The organism is Streptomyces sp. NPDC045956, assembly GCF_056430705.1.
Genome location: NZ_JBWKKZ010000006.1, coordinates 361,062 through 381,546, shown reverse-complemented (window position 1 = coordinate 381,546; position 20,485 = coordinate 361,062). Strand labels below are relative to the sequence as shown.

The following is a 20,485-nucleotide window of genomic DNA, read 5'->3' as shown; positions in this document are numbered from 1 at the left end:
TTCCCGGGCCTCAGCCCCGGTTCAGCTCGAACCACACCACCTTGCCGGTGCTCAGCCGCGTCGCGCCCCAGCGCCGGGCCAGCCGGTTCACCAGGTACAGCCCGCGGCCGCCCTCATCGGTGGCCCGCGCCTGCCGCAGCCGCGGCAGCTGCGGCACGTCGTCGCCGACCTCGCAGCGCAGCACGTCCGTGCGCAGCAGCCGCAGGGTCACCGGCCGGGAGGCGTACCGCACGGCGTTGGTGACGACCTCGCTCACCAGCAGCTCCACGGAGTCCGTGAGGTCCTCCATGCCCCAGCGGGCCAGCGCGCGCCGGGCCAGGCGGCGGGCCCGGCCGGGGGCCGTGTCGTCCGGCTCCAGGAACCAGTACGCCACGTCGCTGGGCGCGATGCCGTCGAAGCGGGCGGCGAGCAGCGCGATGTCGTCGTCCCGGTCGCCCGGCCCGAGCATGTCCAGCACCTCGTCGCACAGGGCTTCCAGGGGCGGCGGATGGTCGGGCCCGGTGAGCTGCGCGGTCGCCGCGAGACGCTCCCGCAGCTGCTCTATGCCGGTCCAGACGTCCCGCAGGCGGGACTCGACCAGCCCGTCGGTGTAGAGGAGCAGCGTGGCGCCCGCGGGGGCGTCCAGCTCCACCGCCTCGAAGTCCACGCCGCCGACCCCGATCGGGGCGCCCGCGGGCACCCGCAGCACCTCGGCCCGGCCGCCCAGGTGCAGCAGCACGGGCGGCGGGTGACCGGCGTTGGCGACGGTGATGCGGTGCGACACCGGGTCGTACACGGCGTACAGGCAGGTCGCCATGCGGTCCGTGCCCAGGCGCTGGGCCTGTTCGTCGAGGTGGTGCAGGACCTCCTGCGGCGGCAGGTCGAGCCCGGCCAGCGTCTGCGCCGTGGTCCGCAGCTGGCCCATGATGGCCGCCGAGGTCATGGAGTGGCCCATGACGTCGCCGACGACCAGCGCGACCCGGCTGCCGGGCAGCGGGATGGCGTCGTACCAGTCGCCGCCGACCCGAGCCGTTTCCGCGGCCGGCAGGTAGCGGGAGGCCAGCCTGACGCCGGTGCAGCGCGGCAGGTTCTCCGGGAGCATCGTGCGCTGCAACTCGTCGGCGATGTACGCCTCGCGCCCGTACAGCACCGCCTTGTCGATGCCCAGCGCGCTGTGCGTGGCCAGCTGGGCGGCGACCAGCAGGTCGTCGGCCTCGAAGGCGACGCGCTCCGGGCCGCGCAGGAACAGGGCGGCCCCGATCACCCGGCGCCGGCCGCGCAGCGGCGCCAGGATGGCCCGCCGCCCCTCCGGGACGGCGAACTCGCGCCCGTCACCGAGCAGTTCCGGCAGGGCGGCGAGGGCGGCGGGGCTGTCGGTGAAGACCGGGCGCACCCCGCGCAGCACCTCGGCGAGCGCGCTGCCCGGCCGCACCTCGCACAGCTCGGAGCCGACCGACTCCAGCTCGGAGGGCTCGGGCTGGGCCGCGGGCGCGAACCCGCCCTCGGTGTCCCGCTCGGCCGGTATCCGGTCGGTGCGCCGGAGCCGCAGCACCAGGGGGCCGGTGGGCCGCTCGTCGCCGACCGGGAGCGGCTCGCGCAGGTACACGAGGATCGCGTCGGCGAAGGTCGGCACGGTGGCCCGGCACAGCCCCATGACGATCTCGTCCAGGTCCATGCCCCGGGCGATCCGCCGGGTCGCGGCCCCCACGAAGCGCAGCCGGTCGCCGTCCCGCCGCATGGGCGTGGGCCGCCCGGGCGCGGTGGGCTGTCCGGTACGGCGCTCGGGTTCCGCCGGCGCGCCGAGGCGCTCCGGCGCCGACGCCCCCGACGGTGCGCCGCCGCCCGGCTGGACGGGGACGCCCTCGGTGGCGGGCCGCGGGCGGAGGGCCTCCGGCTCGACCGACGGCTCGGCGCCCGGCTGGGAGTGCTCGAAGGCACCGGTGCCGGAGGCGGGCGGCGGCTCGCCGGTGCGTCCCTGTGCCGGTAACGCGGCCCCGGGGGCGCGCGGCGGCACGGGGGTACGCAGGAGCGCCCCGCGGGGATCCACGGGGTCGCCGCCCGTCTGGGGGCGGTCGAAGGAGGTCGGGTGCTCCGTCACGCGTGTCGAATCCATCCGTCCGGGACTGCGCGCGGCGCGTGCAGTTCGTCCCGCAGAAATCCCGATACCCGGAATACGTGCCCCGGGAACGGGATTGCCGCGCGGTCAGGGGCTGTTCCTGTGTCACCGGGGGGCCGTCGGCGGCCCGTGCCCGTCCTGCCCTCGTACCCCTCGCTCACGTCCAGCCGCCCCTCGGTGACGATCGGTCAAGCACAGCGCACGCTCCGCCGGTTGCCGCTGCCGCGCGCCCTTGCGGAGGACGATCCTACGTTTCCTGCCCGGGGGCGCAGCAAGGGTCTCATGAGGACACCTGGGCGGGTGTGCGGTCCCAGTCCCCGGGCAGTGACGGTACCGCCCACGACGGGTCGGGGCGCCAGTGTTCCCAGCCGTCGGCGTAGGGGGTGCCCCAGGCGCGGATTCCGGCCACCGCGGCGCGCCCCGCCCTGCGCACCCGCTCGGCGAGCCCGGCGTCCACCAGCCGGTCCCGCTGGGCCTGCGCGAACTCGTCCTCGTCCCGCCAGTACCAGCTGCGGTCCGGGTGGACGGAGATGTCCAGGAAGTGGTCCTCGGAGTCGACGCCGCCCGCCCAACGGGTCAGCGGCTCCTCCAGGTTCACGTACCAGTTCTTGAACCGCCAGCCCGGGTCCCAGAACAGCCACACCGACCAGGGCTCGCCGGGGCGGGCCAGCTTCAGCACGCCCGTGCCGAACCACCGGTCGCGCTGCACCGTGCGGGGCTTGGTGTAGCGCGAGGCCAGCGGCTCCAGGTGCACGGGCGTACCGTCGGCGAGCACCGGCTTCACGCACTCGGTGCCGGGCGCCAGCCACACGGCGAGCAGCTCGGCGTCGTCCCGGACCACGGTGACGGGGCGGGCGATGTGCAGGTGCCGGCCGCCGTTCTCCCGGTAGCGCCACAGGATGTGGCTCCCCGGCGCCCAGTACCGCGCCCGGGCCGCCGGACCCTTCGCCTCCGCCGCCGCGCTCACCGCTTCACCGTCTGCCATGGACAGATATTAGGTGCCCTGCCCACACGACGCGGGGTGATCGCGAAGGGCGTCCGCGAACGGGGTCCGCGCGCCCGGGGAGCGGCCGGTCACGGGCGGGTCATCCGCAGCACGTCCAGGGCCTGGTCCAGCTGCTCGTCCGTCAGGTCGCCGCGCTCGACGTAGCCGCCCTCCTGCACGACCTGACGGATCGTCTTCCGCTCCGCCAGCGCCTTCTTGGCGACCTTTGCGGCCTCCTCGTAGCCGATGTACTTGTTGAGCGGGGTGACCACGGAGGGCGAGGACTCGGCGTACTCCCTGGCCCGTTCGCGGTGCGCGACGACGCCGTCCACGGTCCGGTCGGCGAGCAGCCGCGAGACGTTCGCGAGCAGCCGCACCGACTCCAGCACGTTCTTCGCGATGACCGGCAGCATGACGTTGAGTTCGAAGTTGCCGGCCGCTCCGGCGGCGGCCACGGTCGCGTCGTTGCCGGTGACCTGGGCGGCGACCATGAGGACCGCCTCCGGGATCACCGGGTTGACCTTGCCGGGCATGATGGACGAACCCGGCTGGAGGTCGGGCAGGGAGATCTCCGCCAGCCCGGTCCGCGGTCCGGACGCCATCCACCGCAGGTCGTTGGCGATCTTCGTCAGGCCCACGGCGATGGTCCGCAGCTGCCCGCTGGTCTCCACGATGCCGTCCCGGGCGCCCTGCGCCTCGAAGTGGTCGCGCGCCTCGGTCAGCGGCAGCCCGGTCGCGCGGGCCACCTCCTCGATGACGGCGGCGGAGAAGCCGGGCGGGGTGTTGATGCCGGTGCCGACGGCGGTGCCGCCCAGCGGCAGCTCGGCGAGGCGGGGGAGCGAGGCGTCGAGCCGCTCGACGCCGTACCGCACCTGGGCCGCGTACCCGCCGAACTCCTGCCCCAGGGTGACGGGGGTGGCGTCCATGAGGTGCGTGCGCCCGGACTTCACGACGTCGCCGAACTCCGCCGCCTTGCGCTCCAGGGCGTCGGCGAGGTGGTCGAGGGCCGGGATCAGGTCACGGGTGACGGCGGCGGTGGCCGCGATGTGGATCGACGAGGGGAAGACGTCGTTGGACGACTGGGAGGCGTTGACGTGGTCGTTGGGGTGCACGTCGCGGCCGAGGCGCTCGGTGGCCAGGGTGGCGAGGACCTCGTTGGTGTTCATGTTGGACGAGGTGCCGGACCCCGTCTGGAACACGTCGACCGGGAAGTGCTCGTCCCACTTCCCCTCGGCGACCTCGTCGGCCGCCTCCTGGATCGCGGCGGCGACGTCCTGGTCCAGGACCCCCAGCTCGGCGTTGACCTTGGCCGCCGCCCCCTTGATGCGCGCCAGCGCCTCGATGTGGGCGCGTTCGATGCGCTGCCCGGAGACCGGGAAGTTCTCCACCGCCCGCTGGGTCTGCGCGCGCCACTTGGCGTGGGCGGGCACCCGCACCTCGCCCATCGAGTCGTGCTCGGTGCGGTACTCGGTCCTGTCCTGCTCGTCGGCCATCGACGATCACCTCCACGTGTCACAGCGTCCGCGCCGGGACCACTGTTCCCCGTGGAGGCGAATCGTCACCGACCGGGTCAGGCGAGTCCGGGGCCGCGTACCGGAATGGACGTGAACGTGGGCGCCGGCGCGGGGTCCTGGAAGAAGTCGTTGCCCTTGTCGTCCACCACGATGAACGCCGGGAAGTCCTCGACCTCGATCTTCCAGACCGCCTCCATGCCGAGCTCCTCGTACTCGACGACCTCGACCTTCTTGATGCAGTCCTGGGCGAGCCGGGCCGCCGGGCCGCCGATGGAGCCGAGGTAGAAGCCGCCGTGCGCGGCGCAGGCGTCGGTGACCTGCTTGCTCCGGTTGCCCTTCGCCAGCATCACCCGGGAGCCGCCCGCCGCCTGGAACTGCTCCACGTAGGAGTCCATCCGCCCGGCGGTGGTCGGACCGAAGGACCCGGAGGCGTACCCCTCGGGCGTCTTCGCCGGACCGGCGTAGTACACCGGGTGGTCCTTCAGGTACTGCGGCATCTCCTCGCCCGCGTCCAGCCGCTCCTTGATCTTGGCGTGCGCGATGTCGCGGGCCACGACCAGCGGGCCGCTGAGGGACAGCCGGGTCTTCACCGGGTACTTCGTCAGCTCGGCGAGGACGGCGTCCATCGGCTGGTTGAGGTCGATCTTCACGACGTCGCCGTCGGCGTCGAGCTGCTCGTCGGTGGTCTCCGGCAGGAACCGCGCCGGGTCGGTCTCCAGCTGCTCCAGGAAGACGCCCTCGGCGGTGATCTTCGCGACGGCCTGGCGGTCGGCGGAGCAGGAGACGGCGATCGCGACCGGGCAGGAGGCCCCGTGCCGCGGGAGGCGCACCACGCGCACGTCGTGGCAGAAGTACTTGCCGCCGAACTGCGCCCCGATCCCGATCTTCTGCGTCAGCTCGAAGACCTTCTCCTCCAGCTCCTTGTCCCGGAAGCCGTGCCCGAGCGCGGAGCCCTCGGCCGGGATCTCGTCCAGGTAGTGCGCGGAGGCGTACTTCGCGGTCTTCAGCGCGTACTCGGCCGACGTGCCGCCGACGACGATCGCCAGGTGGTACGGCGGGCAGGCGGCCGTGCCGAGCGAGCGGATCTTCTCCTCCAGGAACTTCATCATGGAGGACTCGTTCAGGACGGCCTTCGTCTCCTGGTAGAGGAAGCTCTTGTTGGCCGAGCCGCCGCCCTTGGCCATGAACAGGAACTTGTAGGCGCCGCCGTCGATGGCGTACAGCTCGATCTGGGCCGGGAGGTTGGAACCGGTGTTCTTCTCGTCCCACATGGTGAGCGGGGCCATCTGCGAGTAGCGCAGGTTCAGGTTCTGGTAGGCGTCGTAGATGCCCCGGCTCAGGGCCTCCTCGTCGCCGCCCGCCGTGAGCACGTTCTGCCCGCGCTTGCCCATGACGATCGCCGTGCCGGTGTCCTGGCACATCGGCAGCACGCCGGCCGCCGCGATGTTCGCGTTCTTCAGCAGGTCCAGGGCGACGAACTTGTCGTTGCCCGAGGCCTCGGGGTCGTCGATGATGCGGCGCAGCTGCGCCAGGTGGGCCGGGCGCAGGTAGTGCTGGATGTCGTGGATCGCCTCTGCGGCCAGCTTGCGCAGCGCCTCGGGCTCCACCTTGAGGAAGGTCCGCCCGTCGGCCTCGAAGGTGGAGACACCCTCGGAGGTCACCAGCCGGTACGGAGTGGTGTCCTCTCCCTGGGGGAGCAGATCGGTGTACGCGAACTCAGGCATCTCGCCCATTCCTCACTCGACAGACGCGCGGCTGGATTCCACAGCACGACGGCTGGCCTCCATCGGCAGCGTCCACCAGCGTAAAACCTGCCGTCGGCGGCGGGCTTGTGAGGTAAGGCTCAGTAGGCCGGCGCGCGCCCGGGTGGGACCGAGAGGGGCCGGGGACGCGCCGCGACAAGGTTGTCCACAGGTCTGGTCGCGATCTATCGCGTTTCGGTACGCTGCTGCCGTGGACCTTCAGAAGCACGACCGACCCCAGACCGCGGCACCGCGCGAGCCCGCACCGCGCGTCTCCGAGCTGCGCGCCTCGGACGCCGACCGTGACCGCATTGCCGACATGCTGCGCGAGGCCCTCGCCGAGGGGCGCCTCGACGCCGAGGAGCACGCCGAGCGCGTCGAGGGCGTGCTGGCCGCCAAGACGGTCGGCGAGCTGGACGTCTTCGTCCGGGACCTGCCCGCCGGGCACTCCGGAGGGCACGCCGCCGCGCCGGCCGCACCCCACCGCCCGGCCGCCGGCACCGTCCCGTCCGACCCGGACGAGAACGTGGTGGCGGTCTTCAGCAGTGCCGTCCGAAAGGGCCGCCTGCGGGCGAGCCGCCGCATCCACGCGTACGCGGTCTTCGGCAGCGTCGAGATCGACCTCAGTGAGGCCGTCTTCGAGCACCAGCAGGTCGTGATCAAGGCGTTCTCCGTCTTCGGCAGCGTCGAGGTGCGCGTCCCGGAGAACGTGTCGCTGCGCGGCGCGGGCGGTGGCGTGCTCGGCAGCTTCGAGGTGGACACGCTCGACGCGGCCGACGCGGGGGCTCCCGTCGTCTACGTGGACGGCTGGGCCGTGCTGGGCTCGATCGAGGCTCGACCGAAGCGTGGCAAGCTCGTCGCGGATCTCCTGGGGCGGGTGCAGCGCAAGGTCGACCGGAGTTTGCGCAAGCACCTGTAGCGCGGCGCGCGCCGCGGTGGGAAACCCAGTGCATAGGCGCGCGCACAGCGGGTAAGCCTTGACGCATCGTCTCTCGCTCGCGAAGCCGTCGTCAGGAGTAGACCGTGCTGCAACCGCCGCATTCGTCCCTGCAGGTAGCCGCCGTTCCGGCCCAGCGGGTGCCCGAGCGGGACAGGGACCAAGACGCTCCCTGGCACACCGAGGCGGTGTGCCGGCGCGACGAGGCCGGACTGTTCTTCGCACCGTCCAAGGAACCCACCGCCGCGCGGCTCTCCCGCGAGGAAGCCGCCAAGCGCGTCTGCGCGCGCTGCCCGGTCATGGTCGAGTGCCGTGAGCACGCCCTGCTCCAGCCCGAGCCCTACGGCGTCTGGGGCGGCCTCACCGCCGCCGAGCGCCGCGTGGTGCTGGCCAGGCGCCGTCGCCGCGACCTCGAACTGAAGAAGACGGCCCGCCCCGCGGGGGACCGCATAGCCGCGGCGGGCTAGCGACCCGGGCACCGTGAGAAGGCACCCTCTCCGCACAGAGGGTGCCTTCTCACGTACACCGAAACCGACCGCCCTGCCCCAGGGGCGCGGGGAACGGCGCGCCCAGCCACGACGCACCGGCAGGCGCGCCGCACGTCAAGCCGCCGAGCACCGTTCCCACCCCAGGGGCGCGGGGAACTGCGCGCCCAGCCACGACGCACCCGCACCCGCCGCCCGACGGGCACCCCCGCCTGGGCAGGCGCCCCGTCCGACCCGCACGTCAAGCCGCCGAGCGCCGCTCCCACCCCAGGGGCGCGGGGAACTGCGCGCCCAGCCACGACGCACCCGCACCCGCCGCCCGACGGGCACCCCCCGCCTCGGCAGGCGCCCAGCCACGACGCACCCCCGTCTCGGCAGGCGCCCCGCCGGACCGACGGAGTCACTTCGCCCGGTCGAAGTCCACCGCGCTGTAGGCCCGCAGCTTGCTCAGCCGGTGCTCGGAGTCGATCCGCCGCACCGTGCCCGACTTCGACCGCATCACGATGGAGTCGGTCGTGGCCGTCTCGGACCGGTAGCGCACCCCGCGCAGCAGTTCGCCGTCGGTGATGCCGGTCGCCACGAAGAAGACGTTGTCCCCGGAGACCAGGTCGTCGGTGGTCAGCACCCGGTCCAGGTCGTGGCCGGCGTCGACCGCGCGCTGCCGCTCCTCGTCGTCCTTGGGCCACAGCTTGCCCTGGATGGTGCCGCCGAGGCACTTCACCGCACAGGCCGAGATGATGCCCTCCGGCGTGCCGCCCACCCCGAGCAGCAGGTCGATGCCGGTGCCCTCGCGCAGCGCCAGGATGGAGCCGGCCACGTCGCCGTCGGAGATCAGCTTGATGCGGGCGCCGGTCTCCCGGACCTCCTTGATGAGCCCCTGGTGCCGGGGCCGGTCGAGGATGACGACGGTGACGTCCTCGGGGGTGCGCCGCTTGGCCTTGGCGATGCGGCGGATGTTCACGGACACCGGCGCGTTGATGTCGACGAAGTCGGCGGCCTCGGGCCCGGTGACCAGCTTGTCCATGTAGAAGACGGCCGACGGGTCGAACATGGAGCCCCGCTCGGCGGCGGCCAGCACCGCGATGGCGTTGGTCATGCCCTTGGCGGTCAGCGTGGTGCCGTCGATCGGGTCGACGGCGATGTCGACCTCGGCCCCGGTCCCGTCCCCGACCCGCTCTCCGTTGAAGAGCATCGGGGCCTCGTCCTTCTCGCCCTCGCCGATGACGACGACGCCGTTCATCGAGACGGTGGAGACGAGGGTGCGCATGGCGCGCACCGCGGCACCGTCGGCGCCGTTCTTGTCACCGCGCCCGACCCAGCGGCCGGCGGCCATCGCCGCGGCCTCGGTGACCCGGACGAGTTCCAGGGCGAGGTTGCGGTCGGGAGCCTCTGAGGGGACGTCCAGTTCGGACGGCAGATGATGCTCGGTCATCGGAGCGCACCTTTCTGATACGACGACGGCCGGATGAGGGTATGGCCATGACTCTATCGTCAGTCCGACAAAATGAGCAGGGGACCCCACGTATGAGCACGCCAGGCACCTGCGACGATAGGGGGCGTGGCAGGAATGAGTGGCAAGCAGAAGTCGGCCCGGGACATGATCCTCTCCCTCGGGCTCATCGTGCTCGCGGCGGGCGTCATCTGGATCTTCATCCCGCACGAAGACGGAGAACCGCCGGTGAAGCGGGTCGACTACCGGGTCGAGCTGCTCACCGCGCAGCGCGCCGCGTCGTACCCGGTGGCGGCGCCCCAGGGCCTCTCCGAGGACTGGAAGGCGACCTCCGTGCGCTTCAAGGGCGACGACTTCGACGCCTGGCACCTGGGCTTCCGGGCGCCGGACGGCGAGTACGTGGCGGTCGAGCAGTCCACGAAGAAGGCGGCCACCTTCATCGAGGACGCCAGCCAGGGTGCGCGGGCGACCGAGCGGACCGAGGAGATCGGCGGCCGGACCTGGACCCGGTACACGGGCGGCCGGTACGACGCGCTGGTGCTGCACGGCGCGGAGGACATGAAGGGCGCGACGACGGTCGTGGCCGGCACGGGCTCGTTCGACCAGCTCTCCAAGATGGCGGCGGCGCTGAAGCTGGCCTGAGCCCCCGGCGTACGACGAAGCCCCCCGGTGCACCACCGGGGGGCTTCGTCACGCGTCGGGGCGAGGCGTCCTCAGCCCGTCGTGACGCCTCAGACCGTCGTGACGACCTCGTCGTAGGCCAGGCGCGGGGAGCGCGGGAACCAGGCGTCCGGGCCCGGGCGGCCGATGTTCACGACCATCAGCGGGGTGTGGTCGTCGTCCAGGAACTCCTTGCGGACGCCCTCGAAGTCGAGGCCGGTCATCGGCCCGGCGGCCAGACCCGCGGCGCGCACGCCGACGATGAAGTACGCGGCCTGGAGGGCGGCGTTCAGCAGGGCGGCACCCTCGCGCGCCGGGCGCTCGCTGAAGAAGGCGTCCTTGGCCTGCGGGAAGTGCGGGAAGAGCTGCGGCAGCTCCTCGTGGAACTCGTTGTCCGCCGAGAGGATCGCCACCAGCGGGGCGGCGGCCGTCTTCGGCCGGTTGCCCTCGGCCATGTGCTGGACGAGGCGCTCGCGGGCCTCGGGGGAGCGGACCAGCGTGATGCGCAGCGGCGACTGGTTGAAGGCGGTCGGGCCGTACTTGACCAGGTCGTAGATCGCCTGGACCTGCTCGTCGGTCACCGGCTCGTCGGTGAAGGTGTTCGCGGTGCGGGCCTCGCGGAACAGCAGGTCCTGGGCGGCGGGGTCAAGAACGAGAGACATGGCTGATCTTCCTCGGGGTGTGCGTCGGCGCTCCGCGGGGAGCGGTGGGAGCCGTTGACGGGGACGACGCTACGGGAAAGAAGTTCAAGTTTCAACCAAAACCGGCGTTCGGTGATCCGCTTCACACCGCCGCCGGGGTGAAGCGGGTGGTCCGCGGGGCGCGGTGGCGGGCGTGTCGCCGGAGGCCGGGCGGTAAGAACGCCTCTATATGATGATGTGAAATCACTGTCAAATGATGACGTAACGGGAGTCACCGTCGCGGTGGTCGGCCTCGGCTACGTGGGGCTGCCCACCGCACTCGCCCTCGCCGACGCCGGCGCGACGGTCATCGGTGTGGACAGCGATCGCGACCGGCTGCACGCCATCGCCCGCGGTGCCGTGGACCTGCTCCCGCTGCACCACGCGCAGCTCGCCTGCGCCTCGGCCGGTGACGGTCTGAGGCTCACCCGGGACGCCACGGCCGTGGGCACCGCGGACGCCGTGATCATCTGCGTGCCGACGCCGGTCGACGCCCGGCGCGAACCCGACCTCACGGCGCTCTCCGCCGCCTGCGCCTCGGTGGTGGAGCACGCCGTGCCCGGCCAGCTGATCGTGCTCACCTCCACGAGCTACGTCGGCACCACCCGGGACCTGCTCGTCGAACCGCTGCGGGCCCGCGGTCTCATCGCCGACGAGGACGTGTACGTGGCCTTCGCCCCCGAGCGGATCGACCCCGGCAACGAGCGCCACACCCCCGAACGCACCCCCCGCCTGGTCGGCGGCGCAGGGCCGCGCAGCACCCGGGCCGCCGCCGCCCTGCTGGCCCCCACCGCCTCGCTCGTCCGGACGGTCGCCGACCCCGAGACCGCCGAGATGGCCAAGCTCTGGGAGAACACCTACCGCGCGGTCAACATCGCCCTCGCCAACGAACTGGCCGACGCCTGCGACGCCCTGGGGCTCGCGCCGGTCCCGGTCATCGAGGCGGCGGCGACCAAGCCGTACGGCTTCCAGCCCTTCTACCCGGGGCCCGGCGTGGGCGGCCACTGCATCCCCTGCGACCCCCACTACCTGCTCTGGCAGCTCGGCAAGGTGCGCCAGCAGGCGCCGGTGGTGGCGTCCGCGCTCGCGGCCAACACCGGCAGGCCCGCGCGGATCACCGACCGCGCCCTGGACCTGCTGGCCCGGTCCGCCGTCCCCGCCCGCGGGGCCCGCGTCCTGCTGGTCGGCGTCGCCTACAAGGAGGGCGTGGCGGACGTCCGGGAGAGCCCCGCGCTGGAGATCCTCGACCGGCTCACCGCGGCCGGCGCCGAGGTCGCGTACTGCGACCCCCTGGTGCCGTCGGTCCGCGTCGCCGCGGGCACCCTGCACCACCTGCCGGACGCGCACGCCCGCGCGTGGGACCTCGTCGTCCTGCACACCGTCCACCCCGTGCACGACCTGACCTGGCTGTGCGGCGCCGACGCCCCGCCCCTCCTGGACCCCCGGCAGCGTGGAGCCCTGACCGCGGCCGTGCCCGGGGTCGCGGCCGAGGTCACGGCATGACGGTCCTGCGCCCCGGCCGGGCCCCCGGCGCCCCGGTGGCCGCCGGCCTGCGCCGGTGGCTGGCGGCCCAGGACCCGGGCGTCCGCCGCGACGCCGTACGGCTGCTCACCCTCCTGGCGCTGCTGCCCCTCCTGCTGCTGCTGGCCCGCCGCGTCGTGCTGCTGCCGCACGGCTTCGACCTGCTCACCCTCTACGGGCTGACCGTCCTCGTCGGCACCATCTGCCTGCTGCACCTCGCCTACAGCCGCTACGAGGACCCGGCCGTACGACCCTGCCGCCGCCCGCGCCACGCCCAGGCCTTCCCCGCCCTGCCCGCCCGGCCCCGGGTGAGCTTCCTGCTGGCGGTGCGCAACGAACGCGCGCACATCGAGGCCTGCGTGCGCTCCATGGCCGCCGTCGACTACCGCGACCTCCAGCTCGTCGTGGTCGACGACGCCTCCGACGACGGCACGGCCGAGGTCCTGGAACGCCTCGCCGGTGAACTGCCGCTCACCTTCATCCGGCTCACCGAGAACCTCGGCAAGAAGGGCGCGCTGGTCCGCGCCTGCGCCGTGGCCGACGGGGACGTCCTGCTGTTCACCGACTCCGACTGCGTCGTCGCGCCGGACGCCGTGCGGCACTGCGTCACCGCCCTGGTCCGCCACCCCGAGCTGGGCGCGGTCAGCGGCCACTGCCGGGCACTCAACGCCGACGCCGGGCTGCTGGCCCGCGTCCAGGACGTCTGGTACGAGGGCCAGTTCCGGATCACCAAGGCGGCCGAGGCCGCGTTCGGGTCGGTGTCCTGCGTATCCGGGCCGCTCGCCGCGTTCCGCCGCGAGGCGATCTACAACTACCTGCCCGCCTGGGCCGAGGACCGCTTCCTCGGCGCCCCCTTCCGCTTCGCCACCGACCGCCAGCTCACCGGCTACGTGCTGGGCCAGGCCTGGCACGGCCGTGCCCTCAAGGACCGGCACGCCGACTCCCCGTTCGTCAGCGGGCACGACTACCCCGAGCTGCGCTGGGAGGTCGGCTACACCCGTGCCGCCCGGGTGTGGACGCGGGTGCCGTCCCGGCCGGGCTCCTTCCTGCGCCAGCAGGTCCGCTGGAAGAAGAGCTTCATCAGGAACCTGTTCTTCACCGGCCGCTTCATGTGGCGCCGGGGCCCGGCCGCCGCCGCCCTCTACTACGGACACGCCCTGTGGGTGCTCGCGGCGCCCGTCCTGGTCGCCCGGCACCTGGCCTGGGCCCCGCTGCACACGGCCGGTCTGCTGACCCTGCTGTACCTGGGCGGAGTCGTCCTCAAGGGCAGCGTCTGGGGCCTCGCCTACCGGCTCGACCACCCCGGGGACCGGGCCTGGCGCTGCCGGCCCCTGATGAGCCTGCTGTCCTGCTGCGTACTGGCCTGGCTGCTGCCGTACGCCCTGCTCACCCTGCGCCGCAACGTCTGGTCGAGGAGTGCCGCATGAGAAGTCTCCTGCACGGGCTGGGCCGTGCGCTGGCCGTCGGGACCACGCTCGCCGTGATCGCGCTGCTCTACCTGTTCGTCATCAGCCGGGGACAGCCGCTGTGAGGCGGGCCGGCTCCGCACCCGGCCGCGGCCGGCCCCTGCTGCGGGCCGCCCTCGGCCTGCTCGCGCTGGCCGCGGTCGCCCTGCCGTTCACCGTCGCCTGGCAGTACGACGCCTTCCGGCGGGCCGTGTCCCACCAGGCGGCGCCCCCGCCCGCCCCGGCCCACGGAGCCCCGGGCGCGGACGCGAAGGCGGTCCCCGCCGGGAACGCCCCGGTCGTCCTCGCCTACCACGACGTCGGCCCCGACGCCCGCAGCCGGTACACCGTCTCCGCGCGGCGCTTCGACGCCCAACTGCGTGCCCTGCGCGAGGCCGGGTACCGCACGCTCTCCAGCCGGGAGTTCACCGACTTCCTGCGCACCGGGCGGACGCCCGCCCCCCGCACCGTCTACCTCACCTTCGACGACGGCACGCACGGACTGTGGGTGCACGCCGACCGCATCCTGGCCCGGCACCGGATGAAGGGGGCCGTCTACCTCATCACCGGCCAGGTCGGCACCCACCGCCCCTACTACCTGTCCTGGGCGGAGATCGCGCGCATGGCGGGCTCCGGCCGCTGGGACTTCCAGGCCCACACCGACCTCGCCCACCGCCGCGCGGCCGTGGACGCGGCCGGGCGCAGGGCCCCGGTCCTCACCAACCGGCTGTGGCTGGAGGACGAGCGCCGCCCGGAGAGCACCCCCGAGCACCGGCGCCGGATCGCGGCCGACCTCGACCGCTCGGCCGCCGCCTTCGCCCGGCACGGCCTGCCCCGCCCCGAACTCTTCGCCTACCCCTTCTCCGAACGCCTGGAGGAGAGCAACCTCGGCCAGCGCGCCGCGGACGACCTCCGGGCCCTGCTGCGCGACCACTACACGGCCACCCTCACCAACAGCGCCGACCGGCCGCTGCCCCCGGGCCCGCGCGCGGCGGCGGCCGGGAGGATCCAGCGCCTGGAGGTCCTGCGGGACACCACGCCCCGGGCCCTGCTGCGCACCCTCGCCCGCTGGACCCCCGTGCGGCCCGCCGACGTCCGCCGCCCGCTGTCCGGCCCCGGGCACTGGCACGTGTCGGACGGCCCGGCGCGCTCCGGGCTCGCCGTGCTCACCGGCACGGCCCGGCCCCCGGCCGGCGTCGACCACGTCTCCGCCGCCTACCGTCCGATCGCCACCGCCGACTGGACCACGTACCGCCTGAACCTCACCGCCGCACGACTGGAGGCGAGCGCCGGCGTCGGCGTCACGGTGCGGGCCGACAGCGAGCACCCCACGCACCTGTGGGTCGGCCGCAACACGGCCCACCTCACCGAGCGCGGTCCGGGCGGGACCCGTACCGGGCCCAGCGTCCGGCTCGAACCGTCCGCCACCCACCGCGTGGACGTGACCGTGACACCGGAGGCGGTACGCGTCGTCGTCGACGGCCGGCAGCGGCTGACCCTGCGCGCGACCTGGCACGATCCGGCGCGGGGGGCGGGCGGCTTCGCCCTCGGCAGCGGCGTTCCGAAGGGGGCCGGCCCGGACGTGGCCTGGCCCCGCTTCACGGCCCTGGAGGTGAAGTGACGCAGGTCACTTCGCCCGGCGGATGACTTCTCCGCCGGGCGCGGGTCTCACACGGTGGTACATACAACGCCTCGGACCGCTTGGAGCGCATCGACATGACCGCCGCCGTGAAGGGCCCCGCCTCCTATTTCCCGTCGATCGAGAAGAAGTACGGCCGCCCGGTCGCGGAGTGGAAGGAAATGATCCGCTCCTCTCCGCTCGGCAGGCACATGGAACTCGTCGCCTGGCTCAAGACCGAGCACGGCCTGGGCCACGGGCACGCCAACGCGCTGGTGGCGCACACCCTGGCCGAGGACACGCCGAAGTAGGCCGCACGCCCTCGGCGAAGGGGACCGGCGGCCGCCTTCCCGCGGGGCGCCGGCCGCCGCCTAGCCGGCGTCCTCGTCGTCCGCCCCGGCCTCCTCGGCGAGTGCCGCGTCGAGGCGGGCCCGGGCGCCGTCCAGCCAGCGGCGGCAGACCTTCGCCAGCTCCTCGCCCCGCTCCCACAGCGCGAGGGACTCCTCCAGCGTCGTACCGCCGGCCTCCAGCCGCCGTACGACCTCGATCAGCTCGTCCCGCGCCTGCTCGTACCCGAGCGCCTCGGCCACGGCCGTCGGCTGCTCCACCTCGCTGGTCATCCACCCACCCTATGCGTCGACTCGTACGGAGAAATCACCCTCGGACACGCGTGCGCGCAGCGTCTCGCCCGGCTCCACCTCGCCGGGGTCCCGGACGGCGTGCCCGTCGGCCCGCTGGAGCACCGCGTACCCGCGCTGGAGGGTCGCGGCGGGGGAGAGGGCCACCACGCGCGCGTGCGTGTGCGTCAGCTCCGAACGGGCCCGGTCGAGCTGGTGCCCGAGGGAGCGGCGGCCCCGCTCCAGCAGGGCCGTCACCTGGTCGGCCCGCTCGTCGATCATCCGGTGCGGATCCTGTATCGACGGCCGGGCCAGGGCGTGGGCCAGCCCCCGCTCCTCCCGGTCGACGTACGCCGCCACGCAGCGGCGGGCGCGGTCCCGGAGCTGGCGCACCCGCTCGTACTCCTCGCCGACGTCCGGCACGACCTTCTTCGCGGCGTCGGTCGGCGTGGAGGCCCGCAGGTCGGCGACGTGGTCCAGCAGCGGATTGTCCGGCTCGTGGCCGATCGCCGAGACGACCGGCGTACGGCAGGCGGCGACCGCCCGCACCAGCTGCTCGTCGGAGAACGGCAGCAGATCCTCCACGCTGCCCCCGCCCCGCGCGACGACGATCACATCGACGTCGTCCCTCGCGTCCAGCTCCTTCACCGCCTGCGTCACCTGCGGCACGGCGTGCACGCCCTGCACGGCGACATTGCGCACTTCGAAGCGGACGGCCGGCCAGCGGTGCCGGGCGTTCTCCAGGACGTCCCGCTCGGCCGCCGAGGCCCGGCCGCAGACCAGGCCGATGAGCTGCGGCAGGAACGGCAGCGACTTCTTCCGCTCGGGCGCGAAGAGACCCTCGCGCGCGAGGGTCTTCTTCAGCTGCTCCAGGCGCGCGAGCAGCTCCCCGACACCCACCGGCTTGATCTCGGCGGCCCGCAGCGACAGCTGCCCCCGCGGCGCGTACCACTCCGGCTTCGCCTGGACGACGACCCGCGCGCCCTCACCCACCACGTCCGCCACCGCGTCGAACACCTGCCGGTAGCAGGTCACGCTCACGGAGATGTCGTACGACGGGTCGCGCAGCGTCAGGAACACGACGCCCGCGCCGGGACGCCGCGACAACTGGGTGATCTGCCCCTCGACCCACACCGCGCCGAGCCGGTCGATCCAGCCTCCGATCAGGCGTGACACCTCACCGACGGGCAGCGGGCTTTCGGGGGTCGAGTGGACAGCCATGCGCCCGAGCGTAGCGGCCGGGTCCGACAACGCGGCCCGCCGACGGCGGGGCCGCCGGTGCACGGGGGCCGCCGGTGCACGGGGGCCCGCCCGGGGTCGCCCGCCGTCCGGGCGGTCACCCCCGTCCGCTCACGTCCCCGCCGGAAGCCTGCGCCGGGCCTGGACCGCCAGCACCACCAGACCCACCGCCAGCCAGATCGCCCCCACCACCTGCGCGGTGCGCGAGGCCTCCACGATGACGGCCACGGTGATCGCCGCGCCCAGCACCGGCACCAGCACATGACGCCACCAGCTCACCGGCCCCCCGCGGCGCCGCACCGCGAACCAGCCCACCACGCTCGCGTGCAGCAGCGTGAACGCCGTCAGCGCGCCGACGTCGACGACCGAGACCAGGTGGTCGAGACCGTCGTCCCGGCGGGCCGCCCACACCGCCGCCCCCATCGTGATCACGGCCGAGACCAGCAGCGCCACGCGCGGCACCCCGGAGTACGTCCGCGACAGCACCTTCGGCAGCCGCCGGTCGCGGCCCATCGCGAAGATCAGCCGCCCGGCCGCCGCCTGCCCGGCCAGCGCCGCGAACGCCGCACCGATGGCCTTGCTCACCGCCACCAGGTCGTGCAGCCACGTGCCGACCGACGAGTCCACGGCGTCGTAGAACGCCGACCCCTGCCGCTCCGGCTCCGCCGCCAGTTCGGCCGACGACACCGGCTCCAGCAGCGCCACCAGGTACGTCTGCGCCACGAACAGCACGCCCGCCAGCGCCAGGCAGAACAGCAGCGCCCGCGCGACCTTCGCCGACCCGCCGGTGACCTCCTCCGCGAAGGTCGCGATCGCGTCGAAGCCCAGGTACGACAGCACCGCCACCGACACCGCGCCGACCACCGCCGACAGCGCGAACGCCCCCTGCGTCCCGTCCCCGGACAGCGGCGACAGCCAGCCCCGCTCGGCCCCGTCCCGCGCCAGGACCACGACCGCCGCCACCAGGAACACCAGCAGGACCACGATCTCCATGGCGAGCACCAGGAAGCCCACCCGGGCCGCCGCGCGCACCCCCCACAGGTTCAGCGCCGTCGTGACGACCACCGCGATCGCCGTCCACACCCAGCGCGACACCTCCGGGACCAGCGCCTCCATGGCGATGCCGGAGAACAGGTACGCCACCGCCGGGATGAGGACGTAGTCCAGCATCGCCATCCAGCCCGCGACGAAACCGGCCCCGTTCCCGAGCCCCGCGCGCGCGTAGGCGAACACCGAGCCCGCCTGGGGGACCACCCGCACCATCTGGGCGTAGCTGAACGCGGTGAACGCCATCGCGACCGTGGCGATCACGTAGACGAGCGCGACCGCGCCGTGCGACTTGGCGTCCAGCGTGCCGAAGACCCCGACCGGCGCCATGGGCGCGATGAACAGCAGCCCGTAGACGACCAGGTCCCTGAAGCCGAGACTGCGCTTCAGCCGGTGCTCGTGCTCCGGGTGCTCCGGGTGCTCGTCGTGTCCGTGGTGTTCGCCGCCGGCCCCGTCGGCCGCCGTACCGGTCTCCGCCATCGTGCCTCCGCCAGCGCCTCGGACCCTGCTCGGTCCCTGCTTCGGAACGTCCCCGTCCGCGTCCCCGTCAGTCTCCCCGGCAACGCCGCACCCACGCGATCCCTGACCCGCCGAACGCGGCCTTACGATGGGTGCCATGACTGCTTCGCCTGGCCGCCGTGTCCTGCTCGCCGCTCCCCGTGGCTACTGCGCGGGTGTGGACCGCGCCGTGATCGCCGTCGAGAAAGCCCTGGAGCAGTACGGCGCTCCCGTCTACGTCCGGCACGAGATCGTCCACAACAAGTACGTGGTCCAGACCCTGGAGAAGAAGGGCGCCGTCTTCGTCGAGCAGACGGACGAGGTCCCCCCGGGCAACATCGTGATGTTCTCCGCCCACGGCGTGGCCCCCGCCGTCCACGAGGAGGCCGAGCGGGGCAGGCTCGCCACCATCGACGCCACCTGCCCGCTCGTCACCAAGGTGCACAAGGAAGCCGTCCGCTTCGCCGACGACGACTACGACATCCTCCTGATCGGTCACGAGGGCCACGAGGAGGTCATCGGCACCTCCGGTGAGGCCCCCGACCACATCCAGCTGGTCGACGGCCCCGAGGACGTCGCCAAGGTCGAGGTCCGGGACCCGTCCAAGGTCGTCTGGCTCTCCCAGACCACCCTGTCGGTGGACGAGACCATGGAGACCGTCGATGCCCTCAAGGACAAGTTCCCGCAGCTCATCTCCCCGCCGAGCGACGACATCTGCTACGCTACGCAGAACCGTCAGCTCGCCGTGAAGCAGATGGGTGCCGAGGCCGACCTGGTGATCGTCGTCGGCTCCCGCAACTCGTCCAACTCCGTGCGTCTCGTCGAGGTCGCCAAGCAGGCGGGCGCCCGCGACGCCTACCTCGTGGACTTCGCCGACGAGATCGACGCGGCCTGGCTGGAGGGCGTGACCACGGTGGGCGTCACCTCCGGCGCCTCCGTACCGGACATCCTGGTCGAGCAGGTCCTGGAGTGGCTGTCGCAGCGCGGCTTCGAGGACGTGGAGATCGTCAAGGCCGCCGAGGAGTCGATCGTCTTCTCGCTGCCCAAGGAGCTCCGCCGCGACCTGCGCGAGGAGGCGGCGTCCCTGGTGGCGGAGCGGGGCGGCTCGGGTACGGGCGGGGCGTGACCGTCAGCCGTCCGTCGTAACGTGGGGCCATGCAGATCTTCGGCGTGGACATCGGCGGATCCGGGATCAAGGGCGCCCCTGTGGACCTCGACAGGGGCGACCTGGCCCAGGAACGCCACAAGGTGCTGACCCCGCATCCCGCGACCCCCGACGGCGTGGCCGACGGGGTGAAGCAGGTCGTCGAGCACTTCGGCTGGACCGGCCCGGTCGGGCTGACCTTCCCGGGCGTGGTCACGGGCGGCGCGACGGTCCGCACCGCGGCCAACGTGGACAAGGGCTGGATCGACACGGACGCGCGGGCCCTGTTCGCCGAGCGGCTGGGCGGGCTGGACGTGACCGTCGTCAACGACGCCGACGCGGCGGGCGTCGCCGAGATGCGCTTCGGCGCCGGCCGGGACCGCAAGGGCACGGTCATCCTCCTCACCTTCGGCACCGGCATCGGCAGTGCCGTCTTCACCGACGGCGTCCTCGTGCCCAACAGCGAGCTGGGCCACCTGGAGCTGGAGGGCCACGACGCGGAGAAGCGCGCCTCCAGCAAGGTCAAGGAGGACCACGACATGTCGTGGGAGCACTGGGCCCACCGCGTGCAGAAGTACCTCGCCCACGTCGAGATGCTGTTCTCGCCCGAGCTGTTCGTCATCGGCGGCGGCGTCAGCCGCAAGGCGCACAAGTTCCTGCCCCACATCGAGGGCGTCAAGGCGGAGATCGTGCCCGCCGAGCTCCAGAACAACGCGGGCATCGTCGGAGCGGCGATGCACGCGGCGGAGGCGGCGGGCCGCAGCAGCACCGGCTGAGGGGCCACTCGACGAGGCCCGTCCGGCGAGCG

Annotated in this window: 18 protein-coding genes; 9 read left to right on the top strand and 9 right to left on the bottom strand. The window is 73.3% G+C overall.

The window, feature by feature from the left end; translation table 11 throughout:
* Window positions 1–10: 10 nt before the first annotated feature.
* From AC07FV_RS18705 to AC07FV_RS18690, 4 genes are all read right to left on the bottom strand, one after another.
* Window positions 11–2,092 carry a SpoIIE family protein phosphatase gene (locus tag AC07FV_RS18705; protein WP_479088493.1) on the bottom strand — a complete coding sequence of 694 codons (2,082 nt, stop codon included), beginning with the start codon at window positions 2,090–2,092 and terminating at the stop codon, window positions 11–13.
* 283 nt (window positions 2,093–2,375) lie between these two features.
* Complete coding sequence (gene fomD / locus AC07FV_RS18700; protein WP_383648283.1) at window positions 2,376–3,080, bottom strand: cytidylyl-2-hydroxypropylphosphonate hydrolase; 705 nt, start codon at window positions 3,078–3,080, stop codon at window positions 2,376–2,378.
* An 89-nt stretch (window positions 3,081–3,169) separates the two neighbouring features.
* Window positions 3,170–4,573, bottom strand: coding sequence for a class II fumarate hydratase (locus AC07FV_RS18695; protein WP_479088492.1), 1,404 nt, complete (start codon window positions 4,571–4,573; stop codon window positions 3,170–3,172).
* Between the two features lie 77 nt (window positions 4,574–4,650).
* Window positions 4,651–6,327: a fumarate hydratase gene (locus AC07FV_RS18690; RefSeq protein WP_479088490.1), complete on the bottom strand. Its 1,677-nt coding sequence runs from the start codon at window positions 6,325–6,327 to the stop codon at window positions 4,651–4,653.
* 220 nt (window positions 6,328–6,547) lie between these two features.
* Between AC07FV_RS18690 and AC07FV_RS18685 the strand changes: the two genes are divergently transcribed.
* Window positions 6,548–7,255, top strand: a complete 708-nt coding sequence (locus tag AC07FV_RS18685; RefSeq protein ID WP_479088488.1) for a DUF1707 SHOCT-like domain-containing protein — start codon at window positions 6,548–6,550, stop codon at window positions 7,253–7,255.
* 104 nt (window positions 7,256–7,359) lie between these two features.
* Window positions 7,360–7,740: a WhiB family transcriptional regulator gene (locus AC07FV_RS18680; protein WP_479088486.1), complete on the top strand. Its 381-nt coding sequence runs from the start codon at window positions 7,360–7,362 to the stop codon at window positions 7,738–7,740.
* 418 nt (window positions 7,741–8,158) lie between these two features.
* On the opposite strand, the gene glpX is transcribed toward AC07FV_RS18680, so the two are convergent.
* Window positions 8,159–9,190: a class II fructose-bisphosphatase gene (gene glpX, locus AC07FV_RS18675; RefSeq protein WP_356604162.1), complete on the bottom strand. Its 1,032-nt coding sequence runs from the start codon at window positions 9,188–9,190 to the stop codon at window positions 8,159–8,161.
* 126 nt (window positions 9,191–9,316) lie between these two features.
* Here glpX and AC07FV_RS18670 point away from each other — a divergent pair, with 126 nt between their 5' ends.
* Complete coding sequence (locus AC07FV_RS18670) at window positions 9,317–9,850, top strand: DUF4245 domain-containing protein (protein WP_479088485.1); 534 nt, start codon at window positions 9,317–9,319, stop codon at window positions 9,848–9,850.
* 89 nt (window positions 9,851–9,939) lie between these two features.
* On the opposite strand, the gene AC07FV_RS18665 is transcribed toward AC07FV_RS18670, so the two are convergent.
* Complete coding sequence (locus AC07FV_RS18665) at window positions 9,940–10,530, bottom strand: malonic semialdehyde reductase (protein WP_383648293.1); 591 nt, start codon at window positions 10,528–10,530, stop codon at window positions 9,940–9,942.
* A gap of 216 nt (window positions 10,531–10,746) precedes the next feature.
* Here AC07FV_RS18665 and AC07FV_RS18660 point away from each other — a divergent pair, with 216 nt between their 5' ends.
* The 4 genes from AC07FV_RS18660 (at window position 10,747) to AC07FV_RS18645 (ending at window position 15,443) form a co-directional block, all read left to right on the top strand.
* On the top strand, window positions 10,747–12,051 hold the full coding sequence (locus AC07FV_RS18660) for a nucleotide sugar dehydrogenase (RefSeq protein ID WP_479088483.1): 1,305 nt from the start codon (window positions 10,747–10,749) through the stop codon (window positions 12,049–12,051).
* Window positions 12,048–13,496 (top strand): glycosyltransferase family 2 protein, encoded by a 1,449-nt coding sequence (locus tag AC07FV_RS18655; protein WP_479088481.1) that lies wholly within the window; start codon window positions 12,048–12,050, stop codon window positions 13,494–13,496. The genes AC07FV_RS18660 and AC07FV_RS18655 overlap by 4 nt, the downstream gene beginning before the upstream one ends.
* Before the next feature lie 100 nt (window positions 13,497–13,596).
* Window positions 13,597–15,135 (top strand): polysaccharide deacetylase family protein, encoded by a 1,539-nt coding sequence (locus AC07FV_RS18650; protein ID WP_479088479.1) that lies wholly within the window; start codon window positions 13,597–13,599, stop codon window positions 15,133–15,135.
* Window positions 15,136–15,230: 95 nt separating this feature from the next.
* The gene (locus AC07FV_RS18645; protein WP_479088477.1) at window positions 15,231–15,443 is read left to right on the top strand and encodes a DUF4287 domain-containing protein; all 213 of its coding nucleotides are present in this window, start codon (window positions 15,231–15,233) and stop codon (window positions 15,441–15,443) included.
* 60 nt (window positions 15,444–15,503) lie between these two features.
* Here the strand turns inward: AC07FV_RS18645 and AC07FV_RS18640 are convergent, their stop codons facing one another.
* The 3 genes from AC07FV_RS18640 to AC07FV_RS18630 all read right to left on the bottom strand — a co-directional run bounded on the left by AC07FV_RS18640 (window position 15,504) and on the right by AC07FV_RS18630 (window position 18,515).
* Window positions 15,504–15,752: an exodeoxyribonuclease VII small subunit gene (locus AC07FV_RS18640; protein ID WP_479088476.1), complete on the bottom strand. Its 249-nt coding sequence runs from the start codon at window positions 15,750–15,752 to the stop codon at window positions 15,504–15,506.
* Window positions 15,753–15,761: 9 nt separating this feature from the next.
* Window positions 15,762–16,970, bottom strand: coding sequence for an exodeoxyribonuclease VII large subunit (xseA, locus tag AC07FV_RS18635; protein WP_479088474.1), 1,209 nt, complete (start codon window positions 16,968–16,970; stop codon window positions 15,762–15,764).
* Between the two features lie 129 nt (window positions 16,971–17,099).
* Entirely contained in the window at window positions 17,100–18,515 is a 1,416-nt protein-coding gene (locus tag AC07FV_RS18630; RefSeq protein ID WP_479088472.1) for an APC family permease, read from the bottom strand.
* Between the two features lie 127 nt (window positions 18,516–18,642).
* Here AC07FV_RS18630 and AC07FV_RS18625 point away from each other — a divergent pair, with 127 nt between their 5' ends.
* On the top strand, window positions 18,643–19,659 hold the full coding sequence (locus AC07FV_RS18625; RefSeq protein WP_479088471.1) for a 4-hydroxy-3-methylbut-2-enyl diphosphate reductase: 1,017 nt from the start codon (window positions 18,643–18,645) through the stop codon (window positions 19,657–19,659).
* 29 nt (window positions 19,660–19,688) lie between these two features.
* Window positions 19,689–20,453 (top strand): polyphosphate--glucose phosphotransferase, encoded by a 765-nt coding sequence (ppgK, locus tag AC07FV_RS18620; RefSeq protein ID WP_479088469.1) that lies wholly within the window; start codon window positions 19,689–19,691, stop codon window positions 20,451–20,453.
* The last annotated feature ends 32 nt before the right edge of the window (window positions 20,454–20,485 follow it).